This is a genomic window from Niastella soli (assembly GCF_017742245.1).
Classification (GTDB): Bacteria; Bacteroidota; Bacteroidia; order Chitinophagales; family Chitinophagaceae; genus Niastella; species Niastella soli.
This window is the reverse complement of the sequence record NZ_JAGHKO010000017.1, coordinates 424,777-440,962: the sequence shown is the minus strand read 5'-3', so window position 1 is coordinate 440,962 and position 16,186 is coordinate 424,777. Positions and strand designations below refer to the sequence as shown.

The 16,186-nt window shown below is 44.9% G+C and carries 18 protein-coding genes; 16 read left to right on the top strand and 2 right to left on the bottom strand.

Annotated features, from left to right (window positions below):
- Positions 1-44 precede the first annotated feature (44 nt).
- Positions 45-476 carry a hypothetical protein gene (locus tag J7I42_RS32700; RefSeq protein WP_209144307.1) on the bottom strand — a complete coding sequence of 144 codons (432 nt, stop codon included), beginning with the start codon at positions 474-476 and terminating at the stop codon, positions 45-47.
- On the opposite strand from J7I42_RS32700, the gene J7I42_RS32695 reads away from it, so the two are divergent.
- The 4 genes from J7I42_RS32695 (at position 475) to J7I42_RS32680 (ending at position 5,068) form a co-directional block, all read left to right on the top strand.
- The gene (locus J7I42_RS32695) at positions 475-2,823 is read left to right on the top strand and encodes a TonB-dependent receptor (RefSeq protein WP_236065627.1); all 2,349 of its coding nucleotides are present in this window, start codon (positions 475-477) and stop codon (positions 2,821-2,823) included. The genes J7I42_RS32700 and J7I42_RS32695 overlap by 2 nt on opposite strands.
- 478 nt (positions 2,824-3,301) lie before the next feature.
- A complete protein-coding gene (locus J7I42_RS32690) occupies positions 3,302-3,568 on the top strand; it encodes a T9SS type A sorting domain-containing protein (protein WP_209144303.1) in 267 nt (88 codons plus the stop codon).
- Between the two features lie 370 nt (positions 3,569-3,938).
- The gene (locus J7I42_RS32685; RefSeq protein ID WP_205510812.1) at positions 3,939-4,202 is read left to right on the top strand and encodes a hypothetical protein; all 264 of its coding nucleotides are present in this window, start codon (positions 3,939-3,941) and stop codon (positions 4,200-4,202) included.
- A gap of 143 nt (positions 4,203-4,345) precedes the next feature.
- On the top strand, positions 4,346-5,068 hold the full coding sequence (locus tag J7I42_RS32680) for a pyridoxine 5'-phosphate synthase (RefSeq protein WP_209144301.1): 723 nt from the start codon (positions 4,346-4,348) through the stop codon (positions 5,066-5,068).
- A gap of 32 nt (positions 5,069-5,100) precedes the next feature.
- On the opposite strand, the gene J7I42_RS32675 is transcribed toward J7I42_RS32680, so the two are convergent.
- Positions 5,101-5,382: a GNAT family N-acetyltransferase gene (locus tag J7I42_RS32675; RefSeq protein WP_236065626.1), complete on the bottom strand. Its 282-nt coding sequence runs from the start codon at positions 5,380-5,382 to the stop codon at positions 5,101-5,103.
- A gap of 154 nt (positions 5,383-5,536) precedes the next feature.
- Between J7I42_RS32675 and J7I42_RS32670 the strand changes: the two genes are divergently transcribed.
- The 12 genes from J7I42_RS32670 to hisA all read left to right on the top strand — a co-directional run bounded on the left by J7I42_RS32670 (position 5,537) and on the right by hisA (position 16,115).
- Positions 5,537-5,761 carry a hypothetical protein gene (locus J7I42_RS32670; RefSeq protein WP_209144299.1) on the top strand — a complete coding sequence of 75 codons (225 nt, stop codon included), beginning with the start codon at positions 5,537-5,539 and terminating at the stop codon, positions 5,759-5,761.
- Positions 5,762-5,968: 207 nt separating this feature from the next.
- Complete coding sequence (locus tag J7I42_RS32665) at positions 5,969-7,396, top strand: anthranilate synthase component I family protein (protein ID WP_209144297.1); 1,428 nt, start codon at positions 5,969-5,971, stop codon at positions 7,394-7,396.
- Positions 7,397-7,461: 65 nt separating this feature from the next.
- A complete protein-coding gene (locus J7I42_RS32660) occupies positions 7,462-8,151 on the top strand; it encodes an anthranilate synthase component II (RefSeq protein WP_209144295.1) in 690 nt (229 codons plus the stop codon).
- Positions 8,152-8,204: 53 nt separating this feature from the next.
- On the top strand, positions 8,205-9,197 hold the full coding sequence (trpD, locus tag J7I42_RS32655) for an anthranilate phosphoribosyltransferase (RefSeq protein WP_209144294.1): 993 nt from the start codon (positions 8,205-8,207) through the stop codon (positions 9,195-9,197).
- 189 nt (positions 9,198-9,386) lie between these two features.
- Complete coding sequence (gene trpC / locus J7I42_RS32650; RefSeq protein ID WP_209144292.1) at positions 9,387-10,172, top strand: indole-3-glycerol phosphate synthase TrpC; 786 nt, start codon at positions 9,387-9,389, stop codon at positions 10,170-10,172.
- Between the two features lie 49 nt (positions 10,173-10,221).
- Positions 10,222-10,857 carry a phosphoribosylanthranilate isomerase gene (locus tag J7I42_RS32645; protein WP_209144290.1) on the top strand — a complete coding sequence of 212 codons (636 nt, stop codon included), beginning with the start codon at positions 10,222-10,224 and terminating at the stop codon, positions 10,855-10,857.
- 12 nt (positions 10,858-10,869) lie between these two features.
- Positions 10,870-11,388 (top strand): GNAT family N-acetyltransferase, encoded by a 519-nt coding sequence (locus J7I42_RS32640; protein WP_209144288.1) that lies wholly within the window; start codon positions 10,870-10,872, stop codon positions 11,386-11,388.
- A 25-nt stretch (positions 11,389-11,413) separates the two neighbouring features.
- Entirely contained in the window at positions 11,414-12,166 is a 753-nt protein-coding gene (locus J7I42_RS32635) for a CTP synthase C-terminal region-related (seleno)protein (RefSeq protein WP_209144286.1), read from the top strand.
- Between the two features lie 8 nt (positions 12,167-12,174).
- Positions 12,175-13,422, top strand: a complete 1,248-nt coding sequence (trpB, locus tag J7I42_RS32630; protein ID WP_209144284.1) for a tryptophan synthase subunit beta — start codon at positions 12,175-12,177, stop codon at positions 13,420-13,422.
- A gap of 184 nt (positions 13,423-13,606) precedes the next feature.
- Positions 13,607-14,377, top strand: coding sequence for a tryptophan synthase subunit alpha (gene trpA / locus J7I42_RS32625; RefSeq protein WP_209144282.1), 771 nt, complete (start codon positions 13,607-13,609; stop codon positions 14,375-14,377).
- A 12-nt stretch (positions 14,378-14,389) separates the two neighbouring features.
- Positions 14,390-14,980, top strand: a complete 591-nt coding sequence (gene hisH / locus J7I42_RS32620; RefSeq protein ID WP_209144280.1) for an imidazole glycerol phosphate synthase subunit HisH — start codon at positions 14,390-14,392, stop codon at positions 14,978-14,980.
- A gap of 1 nt (position 14,981) precedes the next feature.
- A complete protein-coding gene (hisA, locus tag J7I42_RS32615; RefSeq protein WP_209144278.1) occupies positions 14,982-16,115 on the top strand; it encodes a 1-(5-phosphoribosyl)-5-[(5-phosphoribosylamino)methylideneamino]imidazole-4-carboxamide isomerase in 1,134 nt (377 codons plus the stop codon).
- Positions 16,116-16,186: the final 71 nt, after the last annotated feature.

The following is a 16,186-nucleotide window of genomic DNA, read 5'->3' as shown; positions in this document are numbered from 1 at the left end:
TGACACATTAACAAGGAAGAAGAAGATTGAGATGAATTCATTTCCTACTGCACATTCAATGTTGTTCCCATTAACGGACCTGAGCGCAGCGAAGGTCCCGTCTGCCGTCTGCCGTCTGCCGTCTGCCGTCTGCCGTCTGCCGTCTGCCGTCTGCCGTCTGCCGTCTGCCGTCTGCCGTCTGCCGTCTGCCGTCTGCCGTCTGCCGTCTGCCGTCTGCCGATCAGCGCGGCTCGAATGTCGCGAGCCCCCATTGCCCATTGCCCATTGCCCATTGCCTTCTCCCAGTTGCCCGTTCCAACATTTTCAATTAATTTCGACCGCAACAAAAACTTTACCCGGGTGAAAATCGTTCCTTTTTTGCTGGTATTCTTCGCAGTTTGTATATCCGGTAGCGTAATGGCACAGAAAAAGGTAGCGTGGGTATCGGGCCGGGTGGTAGGAGAGAATGAGCAACCATTGAATAATGTGTCCGTCATGATCTTAGGGCGGCTAAAAGGCGTTATTACCTCCGATTCCGGCACCTTCCGCTTAAAAGTACCTGCCGATAAAGCCTTCGCCCTCGTATTCAGTTATACAGGCTATAAAACCGAGCAACGCAATTTCCTGTTGAATGAGAATGAAGAAGAGGCGGTGGCTATCAGGCTCGAACGCGGTGCCCGCGAACTGGAGCCCGTGGTAATTACCGACCAGCGCCAAAGACGGGAAGCCGGCCTGGTGATCATCAACCCCAAAAATGCCATCAACATTCCTTCGCCCACAGGGGGAATAGAAAGTCTGATAAAAGTATTTGTCGGTTCCAACAATGAATTAACCTCGCAGTACTCGGTACGCGGCGGTAACTACGATGAGAACCTGATCTATGTAAACGATTTTGAAGTATTCCGGCCCTATTTGGTACGCAGCGGGCAGCAGGAAGGGTTAAGTTTTATTAATCCCGAACTGGCGCGCAATGTGAGCTTTTACAATGGCGGCTTCCAGGCAAGATATGGCGATAAAATGTCATCGGTGCTGGATATTCAGTATAAAAAGCCAAAGCAATTTGGTGGTTCAGCCTATGTGGGCCTGCTGGAGCAGGGGTTACACCTGGAAGGGATTACTAAAAACAACAAGTTCAGTTACCTCATAGGGGTACGTAACCGCAGTAACCGAAACCTGCTAAAAAGCCAGGAAACACAAGGTAATTATGTGCCTTCATCAAATGACCTGCAGGCATTGTTCACCTATCAGATCAATGCAAAGAACAGCATTGAACTGCTGGGAAATATCTCCCAAACCAAGTTTACCCTGATCCCAGAATACAGCCAGCTTACCTCCTCTGTGTTCTCGCCCTATTTCAGCGCCAACCTGGGTATGGATATCTATTTCTCGGGCCGGGAAGAAGACCGGTACCGGACCAATATGGTGGGATTGTCATTTATACAACAACCCAAAAAGAACCTGAAGCTGAAATGGATGTTAAGCCGTTTTGAGAATGATGAACGCGAAGGGATAGACATTACCGGCGCCTATATTTTTGGGGAGCGGGAATTTGATAAAACGAAGTCCGACTTCGGGCTTATCAATAATCCACTGGGCGCGGGTCTGTATCAGAACTATGCCCGTAACAAACTCAATATCCAGGTTTGGAATGCCTCCCACAAAGGGATGCTCGACCTGGGTAAAAATTACCTGCAATGGGGACAAAGTGCAGAACGGCAAACTGTGACTGATAAACTCCATGAATGGGAATACCAGGATTCAGCCGGTTACAGTCTGCCCTATGACCCCTATAGTTTGGGGTTGAATAAAGTATTGAATTCAAAAGCCGATCTTACCATTACCCGCCTAAGCGGATACGTTCAGGATAATATCATTCTGCACGATTCAATGGGCGTGGTGTTGCAGGCCGGTGTGCGGTATAATTACAACGACCTGAATAATGAATTACTGATATCGCCCCGCGTTGGCTTTAGCTGGAAACCTGCCCACTGGAAGCGGGATGTCATTTTCCGTGGCGCTGCCGGTATTTATAACCAACCGCCTTTTTATCGCGAATTACGCCGGTACGATGGCTCGGTGAACAAAGACCTGAAAGCCCAGAAAAGCTGGCAGGCATCTGCCGGGTTCGATTATAATTTCCGTTCGGGTAACCGCCCTTTCCGCTGGACAATGGAAGCCTATTATAAAAACATGTGGGATGTGGTGCCTTATGATATCGACAATGTACGGTTGCGTTATTTTGGGGAGAACAGTGCGAAGGCTTACGCGGCCGGTTTAGAAACACGGTTGTTTGGCGAGTTGGTTAAAGATGCTGAAAGCTGGATCAGTCTGGGTTTTATGCGCACCCGCGAAAACCTGAAAGGCGATACCTATTACAATTATACGCTCGATTCGCTGGGCGCTTTAAAAGACAGCTCCCTGACAGAAGCAGGCTGGTTACGCCGGCCCAGCGACCGGTTACTTACGTTTGGGATGTTCCTGCAGGATTACCTCAGTACCAACAAGAATTTCAAAGTATATCTTAACTTCCTGTATGGCAGCAACCTGCCTTATAACATTCCGGGAAGTGTAAAATACCGCAATGCGTTGATCATCGATCCATATATCCGGATCGATATCGGGTTCAGCGCCCTGTTGCTGGATAGTGAAAAAAGCAACCGTCGTAGCCATAGTCCCTTCCGTAATTTTGAGAATATTTGGGCTACCCTCGAAGTGTTTAACCTGATTGACAGGGATAATACGATCTCCTACATGCTGATCAAAGACTTTTCCAACACCGTTTTTGCCATGCCAAACCGGCTTACACCCCGGTTGTTGAATTTGAAGCTGGTAGCCAGGTTCTAAGGAAAAGAGATCATTAAACTATAGTTTATTTATACTAACACAGGATTATCCATATGGGTAACCCTGTTTTTATGCTGGTCATACTTACAGGTATACCGGAAATAAGCTGGATTTATAGCAATCATAAGCCCTGGATATCCCGTACCTATAAAGGAACGGCATATATACGGGATACATGCGGGACATATACGGGATATCTACGGGATATCTATACTACTGGCTTGAATAAGAGGTAGTTCTACACACCTGTTTCAGGGGGGTATTATAGTGAAAATGACTACTTGCTGTCCATAATTGGTAAAGATTCCCTTTTCCCGTTTTCCAACATATTTTCCGGAAATGAGAATAAAACGTTCCAACAGCAATGTGTAAGTTGTTGTATTACAGCTGGTTGTTTTTTGGCACTTTAATCGAATACCTATGATGACCCTGAACGAAAAATGATAGCAAACAACTCTTAACCGTAAATGACTAGCATATGATGGCTGTAAACGTGATATCAACCCGTCCTAACCCATTTGTTTCATCCCTTACCCTTGAGATTACGGCATCGGAAGACCAGCCAGGCGTGGTAAGAATGGCCGATACCACCGGAAAGATCATCAGTCTTTTTTTGTGGAAGCTGAAGAAAGGGATTAATATAAGCAATATTAATAATTTGAATAAATTAAGCAATGGCTCCTATTTACTTGATGTAATGGACCAAAGCGGTGCCATTTTATGCAGCACCCGAGTAGAAAAGTAAACAGTTTTCCAGTTTGTGATAGAAAAATCCGTACCTGGGTTTTTTCTGATAAAAGGGAAAAATAGAATTTATACGCGAAAATCGGCCCCACCTTTCCCAAATTAATAAAGTTTTATCCCAAACTGAGACAATAGGTCGCCTGCTCATGAAGTATAATGCTGATTATGAGTGTGTTGAAATGTGGCATTCCATTAGTAACCCCTTTATAAACGATTTTGTGATACCATTAAGCCATAATCATAATTCAGAAAAGCACAAAGCAGAAAAAAACGCTGTTTCAATGCGGCAAAAACTTAGTAGGATATTACAAATTGACCAGGCCGGATCAGGTGGTAACGATGGCGCATCAAAAGTTCCAAACCCAGAAAATATGATCCCAAAAGTTGTTGTCCGCCCAAACCCGTTTTTCACTTCTATAACGCTCGATGTAACGTGTGCACAAGGTAAGCATGTAATTGTGCGGATGTTCGATGAGGATGATAAGATCGTAAAAATGTTCAGTTGGTTTCTGGTAAAAGGAATAAACATAACCAATATAAGCGAAGTAGAATTTTTGCCTTCAGGCGTGTATTCGTTGGACATTGTTGATCTGGAAGGTGACGTGTTATACAGCACTCAAATTTCAAAAGGCTAAAGAAATAGTTTTAAAAACCCCTAACCCCGTAGGAGTTGTTTGCAAAAACAACTCCTTTTTTTTTTGAATATAGCTCCTGATTGCGAAAAGATTTAGTTAAAAATTTAGTTACTAAAATTTAGTAACTAAATTTAATTTTGGGCATGACAAAGCTGAGTGTAAACATTAACAAGTTTGCCACGTTGCGCAATAGCCGCGGTGGAAATAATCCCGATGTAGTAAAAGCGGCCATCGATGCAGAGCGGTTTGGTGCCGATGGCGTAACGGTGCACCCCAGGCCCGACGAGCGGCACATCCGCTACAGCGATGTACGGGCCATTAAAAAGATCATTACTACAGAGTTTAATATTGAAGGTAATTGCAGCGAACAAAAGTTTGTTGACCTGGTACTGGAAACAAAGCCTCACCAGGTAACGCTGGTACCTGATGCTGAAGGGCAGCTTACCAGTGATCATGGATGGGATACTATTCAACACCGCGATTACCTGCGGGAGATGATCCAGACATTTAAGCAGGCAGGCATTCGGGTGTCGATCTTTGTAGATCCCGTTATTGAGATGGTGAATGGTGCAGCAGAAACCGGCACCGATCGTATTGAGCTGTACACCGAAGGCTACGCCAGGGAATATACGAACAACAGGGAGCAGGCCATTGCCAGTTATGTGACTGCGGCTAAAAGGGCCAATGAACTGGGGCTTGGCATTAATGCCGGTCACGACCTTGACCTTACCAACCTGGCTTATTTTGCGCAGCACATCCCCGGTTTGCTGGAAGTATCCATAGGGCATGCTTTGATCAGTGATGCATTGTATCTGGGGTATGAGAATACAATACAATTGTATAAAAGACAGTTGAAGTTGAGTTGATCAGGAAGGCTGGTTGATAGGTGATAAGGTTCTTATGCCAACACATCCTGCCATTCTGTGACCTTATCAAACACCGATTTAGCAAAGGGGCACAGGGGTACGATCTTGATGTTATGGGTGCGGGCATATTCAACAGCCGTGAACACCAATTGCTTTCCTACGCCTTTTCCAGCCAGTGAATCATCAACCTCGGTATGTTCAATGGTCATTTTGTTGGGTGTGGTCATTGTGTACACCATTTCTGCCAAAATAGCGCCATCCTGGCCTACATAGAACATACCTTTGCCGTGTAATTGTTTGTGTTGTATTACCATAATAAAATAGGAATAAGCAATAATTACAAAATTAGCTTTCCCGGTAAATGGTCAGGGGTGTTTTGCAACGGCCCGTATGTTGATCATTTTCAACTTATTCCGGCCTGGCTGCAATTCATTGGTAAAAATCGTATTTTTATTTAAATTGTTGGTTATGGATGAGAAGAAATTGAAAGAAGAATTACCACATGGTCCCGATCCACATGAAGACGAAGACGACGAGCGTGAATACGACATTATAGACGAATTAACGCCCCAGCAATTGGCCCAATTAGCGGAATCGATCAAACAGGCTGAGGCAGGCAACACAATACCCCATGAAAAGGCTATGGAACTAATGAGCGCATTGGTTAACAGCCGTTCCCGACAAAATTTGTAGGGTTTTTTTAAATTAAATTTGGTTAAGTCATTTTTGCATAGCACTTTTGTAAGCATAATGAATAAGCAATTACAAAATAATCATTGGTGGTGGCATACAAACTCTACAAGGGGCATGTAAGCTATTGATTGATGTTTATTAACACCATATTCAGCCCCGACAGTATCGTCGGGGTTTTTTTTTGACTGTTCTTAATGCGGCTGATTAATGAAAAAGATAAATATTACTACGAATTGTAAAAAGTTGCTGGCGGATGTGTTCACGCCGGTTGGCATTTACCTCCGGGTGCGCGATCGTTTTCGTGATACAGTACTGCTTGAAAGTACCGACCACCATGCAGCAGACAACAGTTACTCTTTCATTTGCATTAATGCCATTGCAGGCATCGAGATCACCTCTACCAAAAGCATTGAATTTAAATTGCCTGGCCTGCCACCTGAAAAAGCAGCCATAACCAATAGCGCCGAAGTGCCCGAAAAACTATGGGAGTTTATGCAGCGCTTTGAGGTAAAACAAGGCAGTGGCCGCGAAACAAAATTTGCTCAGGGCCTGTATGGCTATACAACCTACGATGCTGTTCAATTCTTCGATACCATTCACCTCGGTATCGAGCGCAAATCTCCCGACGGGCTACCCGTTGTTCCCCTCATGCGGTATCGGTTGTATCAATACGTAATAGCAATCAATCACCATAAAGACGAGTTATACATCTGCGAAAACACCATGACTGGTGTTGAAAGCGAATTGCAGGTAGTAGAATCGTTGATCCGTAGTAAAGATGTACCGGTATATCCTTTTAAAACAAAAGGTCCCGAAGCATCAAACATGACCGACAGCGATTATATGGACATGGTGAAGAAGGGTATTCAAAGTTGTATGCGCGGTGATGTGTTCCAGATAGTATTGAGCCGTTGTTTTGAGCAGGGTTTTACTGGTGACGAGTTTGCCGTGTATCGTGCGCTGCGCAGCATCAATCCTTCCCCTTATTTATTCTTTTTCGATTATGGCGATTACAAACTGATGGGTTCTTCGCCTGAAGCGCAACTGATCATGCAAAATGGTAAAGCAGTGGTTCACCCCATAGCTGGTACCTTTAAACGAACAGGTGACGATGAAACTGATCAACGGGAGGCAGAGCGCCTGTTGCAGGATGCCAAGGAGAATGCTGAACATGTTATGCTGGTTGACCTGGCTCGTAACGACCTCAGTCGACTGTGCGATGACGTAAAAGTGGACCACTATCGAGAAGTACAATATTATTCGCACGTAATTCACCTGGTAAGTGAAGTGAGCGGTAAAGTGCGTACGGGCAGCAATCCGTTTGCACTGTTGGCCAAAACCTTTCCGGCCGGCACTTTAAGCGGGGCGCCAAAATTCAAGGCCATGGAGTTAATAGATGCGTATGAACCAACGGCACGCAGCTATTATGGCGGCGCCATCGGGTTCATGGGTTTTGATGGACAGTGCAATCATGCGATCATGATCCGCACCTTTATGAGCCGGCAAAACAAACTGATCTATCAGGCCGGCGCCGGTGTGGTTGCTGCCAGCAAACCCGAAAGCGAATTACAGGAAGTTAATAATAAACTGGGCGCTTTAAAGAAAGCCATCGTATTTGCCCAGGAAATAATTTAATTAGTACTCTCCGTCTTCGTCCGCCGAAGCCTTGGCGAAGGCGGACCATCACAACATAATTGAACATGAAAATTCTTGTTTTCGATAATTACGACTCCTTTACTTACAACCTGGTACACCTGGTTGAAAAGATCCTGCATCAGAAAGTAGATGTATACCGTAACGACCAGATCCCATTGGAGAATGTAAAGGCATATGATAAGATCATTTTATCGCCAGGCCCCGGTATCCCAGAAGAAGCTGGTTTGTTACTGCCGTTGATAAAAGAATATGCAGCTACCAAATCAATCCTGGGTGTGTGTTTGGGGCATCAGGCAATTGGCCAGGCTTTTGGAGGTAAACTCATTAACCTGAGTTCTGTTTATCATGGAGTGGCTACGCCAATACAACTTGTTAATCGGCAATCGGCAATCGGTGAAAAGGTAGAAGGCAAAGGGCAGAAGGCAGAGATAAAAGGCAAAGGCAAGCATGCAAGTAATAGTGATCATCGAAATTCAGAAGCCCACTCACCACTCACCATTCACCACTCACTCTTCAATGGTCTGCCCGATGAATTTGAAGTGGGCCGTTACCACAGCTGGGTAGTAAGTGAAGAAGGTTTTCCAAAAGAACTGGAGATCACCGCCCGCGATGCTAACAATTATATCATGGCATTGCAGCATAAAACTTATGATGTGCAGGGCGTACAGTTCCATCCGGAAAGTGTGTTGACGCCAAGGGGAGAGGAGATCTTACGGAATTGGTTGAAACAGTGATGTGCTGATGTGTTAATAGAAAACAAATTATTGACCTGATTACTACTAATGAAATGAAAAAGATATTACAATTCCTGTTTGAACATAAAACGTTAAGCCGTGAGCAGGCGAAAGACGTTTTGCTGAACATTGGTAAAGGTGTTTACAACGAACATGAAGTAACGGCCTTTATGACCGTATACCTCATGCGCAGCGTAACCATTGAGGAGCTGCAGGGATTTCAGGATGCCTTGCTGGAATTGTGTGTAAAAGTTGATTTGAATGGCTTCCCGGTGATCGATATAGTAGGTACCGGTGGTGATGGTAAGAATACCTTCAATATTTCAACTCTCAGTTGTTTTATTGTGGCGGGAACTGGCCAAAAAGTAGCCAAACACGGTAACTACGGCGCTTCCTCTATAAGCGGTGCCAGCAACGTTATGGAGCAACTGGGTTATAGAATGAAGAACGATCCGGACAGATTGAAGAAAGAAGTAGATCAGGCTAATATCTGTTTTTTACATGCACCATTGTTTCATCCCGCATTAAAAACAGTAGGGCCCATCAGAAAGAACCTGGGTATGCGTACCTTCTTCAATATGTTAGGACCCATGGTAAACCCGGCGTTCCCTCCCTTTCAACTGGTAGGGGTATATAACCTGGAAATGGCGCGCATCTATAATTACCTGTTACAACTGACCGACAGGGCTTTTACCATTATTCATGGGTTAGATGGATACGACGAGATCTCGCTTACCAATGATACCAAGGTGATCACCAATAATGGCGAAAAGATCATGACGCCCGAGCAGTTGGGAAAACGCATGGTAAACCCTGCTGATATTTATGGTGGCAATACTGTAGAAGAAGCAGCCAAATTATTCACTAAAATATTAAAAGGCGAAGGCAGCTGGGCGCAAAATGCGGTGGTACTTGCCAACGCCGCCATGGCTTTGCATTGCACGGGTAACTATAAGAGTTATGATGATGCCTATGCCGCAGCCGTAGACAGTTTGGAAAGTGGGAAAGCAAATGAGGCGTTATCGAAGTTAATTGCATTGCAGTAGGAATAGGAGGTTGAAAGGTTGACAAGTTAACAGGTTGACAAGTTAACAAGTTAACGAGGTGAAAGGAAAAGGGCAGAAGGCAGAGGGCAAAAATAATGCAGCGAGACTTGAATTTCGCGAACCAATTGCCGATTGCCGATTCACGATTGCCGATTCGGCATCTTAATTCACAAATTGATCACTTTAGTAATGAATATACTTGATAGAATAATAGAACACAAACGTACAGAAGTAGCTGAGCGTAAAGCGCAAACTTCTGTAAAGGAGCTGGAACAGCAGGATGGCTTTAAACGTTCTGTATTATCACTTGGGCAGTTTTTGCTCGATGATGCCAAAACCGGAATTATTGCCGAGTTTAAAAGGAAGTCGCCTTCCAAAGGTATCATCAACGGCCGCGCCGATGTAGTGGAAGTAACGTCAGCATATGCCCGTTATGGCGCTTCCGGATTATCTGTACTTACCGATGAACAATTTTTTGGCGGTAGCACGGCCGACCTTATAAAAGCAAGAGTTAACCAGGTGCCTATTCTTCGTAAGGATTTTATGATCGATGAATACCAGATCGTAGAAGCCAGGGCCATGGGTGCCGATGTGATCCTGTTAATTGCAGCTTGTCTGACACCAGCTGAAGTTAAACGATTAGCATCATTTGCGGCCTCCCTGCAACTGGAAGTATTGCTGGAATTGCATGCCGAAGAGGAGTTGGAGCATATTTGTGATGAAACAAAACTGGTAGGCATCAACAACCGCAATTTGAAAACGTTTGAAGTAGACATTGATCGGAGCCTGCGTATGGCAGAACGTATTCCTGCCGGCAAGATCAAGATTGCCGAAAGCGGTATCAGTTCTGTTGCCAACATCAGGCTCTTTAAAGAAAATGGTTTCCGTGGGTTCCTGATCGGAGAGAATTTTATGAAAGAAGCGCAACCGGGCGAAGCTTTTCATAAATTCATAGCGCAACTGGAAACGAAATAACACAGCGATTGCATGGCCGAAACCCTAACACTTAAAATCTGACTACGCTATGCGAGTAAAAGTTTGCGGTATGACACTGCCCGAACAGCTGGAACAATTAGGAAGCCTGGGCGTAACATTTGCAGGATTTATCTTTTATCCAAAAAGTCCGCGCTATGTTTTCAAAGGCCTTACTACCAGCCAGATCAGGAAAGAAAACAACATTAACAAGGTAGGCGTTTTTGTAAACGCCCCCATTGAAGAAGTGCTTCACATGGTAGATGAATGCCGTTTACACATGGTACAGTTACACGGCGATGAATCGCCCAAGTATTGCGAAAAGATCGCAGACTATGTATCGGTAGTAAAAGCCTTCCGCATCAGTGAATCGGATAACATTGAATGGATGATACGGAATTATATGGATGTGTGCGATATGTTCATGTTCGATACCATGGGCGCGGGCTATGGCGGTACCGGCGTAAAGTTTAACTGGAACATGTTAAAGGATGCCACCATTGGCAAACCCTTTTTCCTCAGTGGTGGTATTGAACCTGGTGATGAAGACAGGCTGAACGAGTTTGCCGCCCTGCCAGTAGCAAAAGCCTTGTTTGCAGTAGATATCAATAGTAAGTTCGAAATAAGTCCGGGTATAAAGGACATGGCGAAAGTAAAAGACTTTGTCACCAAATTGAACAGTAAGTAATAAACTTATTCTATGATCCACATACGAACGGCCAGGGAAACTGACCTGGAAGCTATTCTGGAAATTTACAACGACGCTGTATTGAATACCACTGCGGTCTATGATTACGAACCGCATACACTGGAAATGCGGCGGCAATGGTTCCGGATAAAAGAAGCACAGGGTTACCCGGTATTTGTAGCCGAAGAAGGCGGTCAGGTAATAGGATTTAGTTCAATTGGGCCATGGCGGGCCTGGGCCGCCTATAAATATTCCGTAGAGAACTCGATATATGTAGCTCCTGATCAACGTGGTAAAGGCATTGGTAAACTATTGCTGGAACCGTTGATAAAGGCAGCAGCCGAATTGAACCTGCATACGATTGTGGCGGGTATCGATTCAACCAATGATGTAAGTATAAAATTGCACGAGCGTTTTGGCTTTAAAGAGGTAGGGCATTTTGCACAGGTTGGTTACAAGTTTGGCCGCTGGCTCGATCTTACTTTTATGCAATTGGTGTTGAAGACACCGGAGCAACCGGTTGAAGGGTAGGGGAATAGCAATTAAACCTCATACTATGATAAAGCTAGGGATCATGGGTGATTATGATGCTTCGAATGCTACTCACATAGCTAACAACGAAGCGCTTGATCATGCCGCCAAACAATTTGGAAAGCTCTTTACATACGAATGGGTAGCTACGGAACAGATAGAACCGGAGTTTGAGCTCATCATACAGTCGTACCAGGGATTTCTGATAGCACCGGGTAGTCCGTATAAAAGCATGTCGGGGGTGTTGAAGCTCATTGAATATGCCCGCACGCACCGGGTCCCCACCCTGGGTACCTGCGGCGGCTTTCAACATATGGTCATTGAGTTTGCGCGCCATGTGCTGGGCATTACTGATGCTGAACATGCAGAAACCAATCCCTATGCATCGCGACTGGTGATTAATCCGTTAAGCTGCTCATTGAAAGGACAAACGCTCGAAATTGAAATAACCCAAAAAGATTCGTTGGTATCTCGCCTCTTCAATACCAATACGATCACGGAGAATTATTATTGCAATTTTGGGTTGAATCCGGCATACCAGGAACAAATTCATGAGGCTGGTCTTAGCATGGTAGCCAGTGACAAATACAAAGAAGCAAGGATTGTGGAATTAAAAGACCACCCTTTCTTTATAGGAACTTTATTTGTTCCACAGGTTAATTCCAGCTATGAGAAGCCGCATCCGATATTAATAGCCCTGCTGAATGCCATGGAACAGTACAGTAGCATAGGAACAGTATGCCGAAATAATCGACATGACACAACAGCAGTTAAATAGTAGTACAAATGACGACAACAACAAAATATCAACAACCTAATGTACAGGGATATTATGGAAAGTTTGGGGGTGCATTTATTCCCGAAATGCTGCACCCAAATGTAGAAGAGTTGCGATCAAAATACCTTGACATTATTTACGATCCTGCATTCCAAAAGGAATATAAGGCTTTGTTACACGATTATGTGGGCCGGCCTTCACCGCTGTATTATGCCAAACGGCTGAGCGAACAATATGGCACGCAGATCTACCTGAAACGCGAAGACCTGTGTCATACCGGTTCGCATAAACTGAACAATGCCCTCGGTCAGATATTATTAGCCGAACGTTTGGGCAAGAAACGCATTATTGCAGAGACGGGCGCCGGACAACACGGGGTAGCTACTGCAACGGTGTGTGCATTAAAAGGAGTTGAGTGCATTGTTTATATGGGTGAGAAGGACATTGAGCGTCAGGCGCCGAATGTGGCCCGGATGAAAATGCTGGGGGCTACGGTGATCCCCGCCACCAGTGGCAGCAAAACTTTAAAGGATGCTACCAACGAAGCGATCCGTGACTGGATCAACAATCCCACAGATACACATTATATCATAGGCAGTGTGGTGGGGCCGCATCCATATCCTGATATGGTAGCGCGTTTTCAAAGCATTATCAGTGAAGAGATCCGCGGACAGTTAAAAGAACACACAGGCAGCGAATTGCCCACGCATGTATTGGCCTGCGTAGGCGGTGGCAGTAATGCAGCCGGTACTTTTTATCATTTTCTGGAAGAGCCAACGGTACAACTAATAGCTGTAGAAGCCGCCGGTCATGGGGTACACAGCGGGTTAAGCGCTGCTACCACCCAGTTAGGTAAACCGGGTGTATTACATGGCAGCAAAAGCCTGGTTATGCAAACTGAAGATGGGCAGGTAGTAGAGCCGCACAGTATTTCTGCGGGGTTGGATTATCCGGGCATTGGCCCGTTGCATGCCCACTTATATGATTCAGGCCGGGGTGTTTTCTTAAGCGCTACCGATGAAGAAGCATTGCAGGCTGCATTTAACCTGGCAAAAAAAGAAGGGATTATCCCGGCACTGGAAAGTTCTCATGCCCTGGCCAGTCTGGAATTCCTGAGTCCGGTGAATGCGAAAAAAACAGAAGCGCCCATTCCGGCAAAAGCTATGTTCACAAAGGATTCAACAGTGGTGGTTTGTTTAAGTGGAAGAGGCGATAAAGACATGGCTACTTATATGAAAGCAATGGAAGGGAAATAAATAGAGAAGACCTGTAAGGTCCGCCATCGGATCTTGAAAAATCAGAAAGTATACGCGGTCCTGACAGGTCTTCCATTTCTATACAACCAGACCTGTCAGGTGCAATTAAACCTAATACGAATGCAGGTTCCAATGATGCACCTTACAGGTCAGGTAAGTAACCTGTAACCTGAAACTTGTAACAATGAGCCGAATAAAAGAATTATTCCAACAGAAAAAGAATAATATACTTAACGTATACTGTACAGCCGGTTATCCGCAATTGAACAGCACAGTACCAGTAATGAAAGCATTACAGGACAGCGGAGTCGATATGATAGAGCTGGGCATGCCTTATAGTGATCCCCTGGCTGATGGCCCGGTGATACAGGCAAGCAGCACGCAGGCCCTGGCCAATGGTATGACCATTGCCACGTTGTTTGAACAGTTAAGAGGCTTTCGTCAACAGATATATGTTCCGGTAATTTTAATGGGCTATATGAACCCCATTCTGCAATACGGCTTTGAGCGGTTTTGTCAGGATGCAGCAGATATGCCGATCGATGGCCTCATACTACCCGATCTTCCGGAATATGAATTTGAAACGGAATATGGCCCTATTATGCAGCGCTATGGGTTGAACTTTATTTTCCTGGTCACGCCAGAAACTTCGGAAGAACGTATTCGCAGGCTTGACAGCTTAAGCACCGGTTTTTTGTACGCGGTCTCTTCTTCCTCCACTACGGGAAAAGACAAAGACATGAATGCCGTGAATAACTACCTGCAAAAGCTACAGGATATGAAGCTTAACAATCCTGTGCTGGTAGGCTTTGGTATAAAAGACAAAGCAACCTTTCAACAGGCATGTGAACACGCTAATGGCGCTATTATAGGCACTGCGTTCATCAAAGCACTGGAGAATACCCTCGACGTTGAGGGCGATACCAAAAAGTTTATAACCGATATTAAAAGCTGATATATACAAAGAATGGACCTGGTAATCATAAAATACAACGCAGGGAATATACAATCGGTACTGTATGCACTGGAACGGATTGGGGTGAACGCGGTAGTGACCGATGATGTTGAACAGATACAAAGCGCGGGAAAGGTAATCTTTCCAGGAGTAGGCGAGGCCAGCAGCGCCATGCGGTATCTGAAAGAACATAAGCTGGATACAGTTATTAAAAATCTGCAGCAACCTGTGCTGGGCATTTGTTTGGGGATGCAGCTGATGTGTGCTTATAGCGAAGAGAATGATACTACCTGCCTGGGCATATTCGACGAGCATGTAAAAAAGTTCACGCCCAAAACTGGCGACCTAAAGGTGCCTCAGATCGGGTGGAATAACATCTTCAACTTAAAAACAAAACTGTTTGCCGGGTTGCCCGAGAACAGTTATTGTTATTTTGTACATGGCTATTACGCAGCATTAGGTGAACACACAATTGCTACGGCAGATTATGTACAACCGTATAGCTGCGCGCTGCACAAAGACAACTTTTATGGCGTGCAGTTCCACCCCGAGAAAAGCGCCAAAACTGGCGAGTTGATCCTGAAAAACTTTTTGAGTTTGTAATATGTCAATACAACCGGTTCCCCTGAACGAAGTGTGGGCCATGCGGCAGGCAGTGATGTACCCACAGGAAAGCATCTCATTTGTACAGTTGGAAGATGACGAAAGAGGCCTGCATTGGGGATTGTATGACTATGGTGAGCTGATCTCTGTTATCTCGGTATTTGACAGAAATGGCGCCATACAGTTCAGAAAGTTTGCTACCCGGACCAACTGGCAAGGCAAAGGGTATGGGACCAAACTGTTGCAACATGTTATGGATTGGGCACATGCGCAGGGTAAAAAAAGCATCTGGTGCAATGCCCGCCTAACTGCTACCGGTATTTATAAAAAGTTTGGTATGCAGGTGGTAGGAAAGACCTGGCAGCAATACGGGCTTGATTTTATTAAAATGGAAAAACAATTAGTGCAAACAAAGCATATGCAGATCATTCCGGCTATTGATATTATTGATGGTAAATGCGTGCGGTTAACGCAGGGCGATTATGAGCAAAAGAAAATTTATAATGAGAACCCTTTGGAAGTAGCCATGGAGTTTGAAGATGCCGGTTTACAACGCCTGCACCTGGTTGACCTGGATGGCGCCAAAGCCGGTGCTGTAAAGAACTGGAAAGTGCTGGAAGCCATTGCCGGCAAAACGGGGTTGGTAATTGATTTCGGTGGTGGTATAAAAACCGAAAAAGATGTGAACATTGTATTTAATTCCGGAGCGGCACTGGCTACTATTGGTAGTCTGGCCGTAAAGAATGAAGCCGAGTTTGTAAAATGGTTACTTCAATTTGGCGCCGAAAAATTTCTGTTAGGAGCTGATGTAAAAGAAGAGAAGATCACGGTGGGTGGCTGGCTAGAAACCACTGATATCACGATCTACGATTTTCTTCAAAAGTATATTGATCATGGCGTACAACAGGTGTTCTGCACCGATGTAAGCAAGGACGGTTTACTGGCCGGTCCATCAGTGGAATTGTACAAAAAGATCATAGCGCGTTTCCCTTCGCTGCATTTTATTGCCAGTGGCGGGGTGAGCAATATTAATGACCTGGAGGTTTTGGCTGAAATTGGTTGTAGTGGAGCGATCGTTGGTAAGGCTATTTATGAGAATAGAATATCGTTAGATGAATTGAAGAAGTTTGGTTGATAGGGTTGATGGAGTTGATAGGGTTGATAGCGGTTGACCAGTTGATCAGTTAATCAGTTGACTGGTTAGCA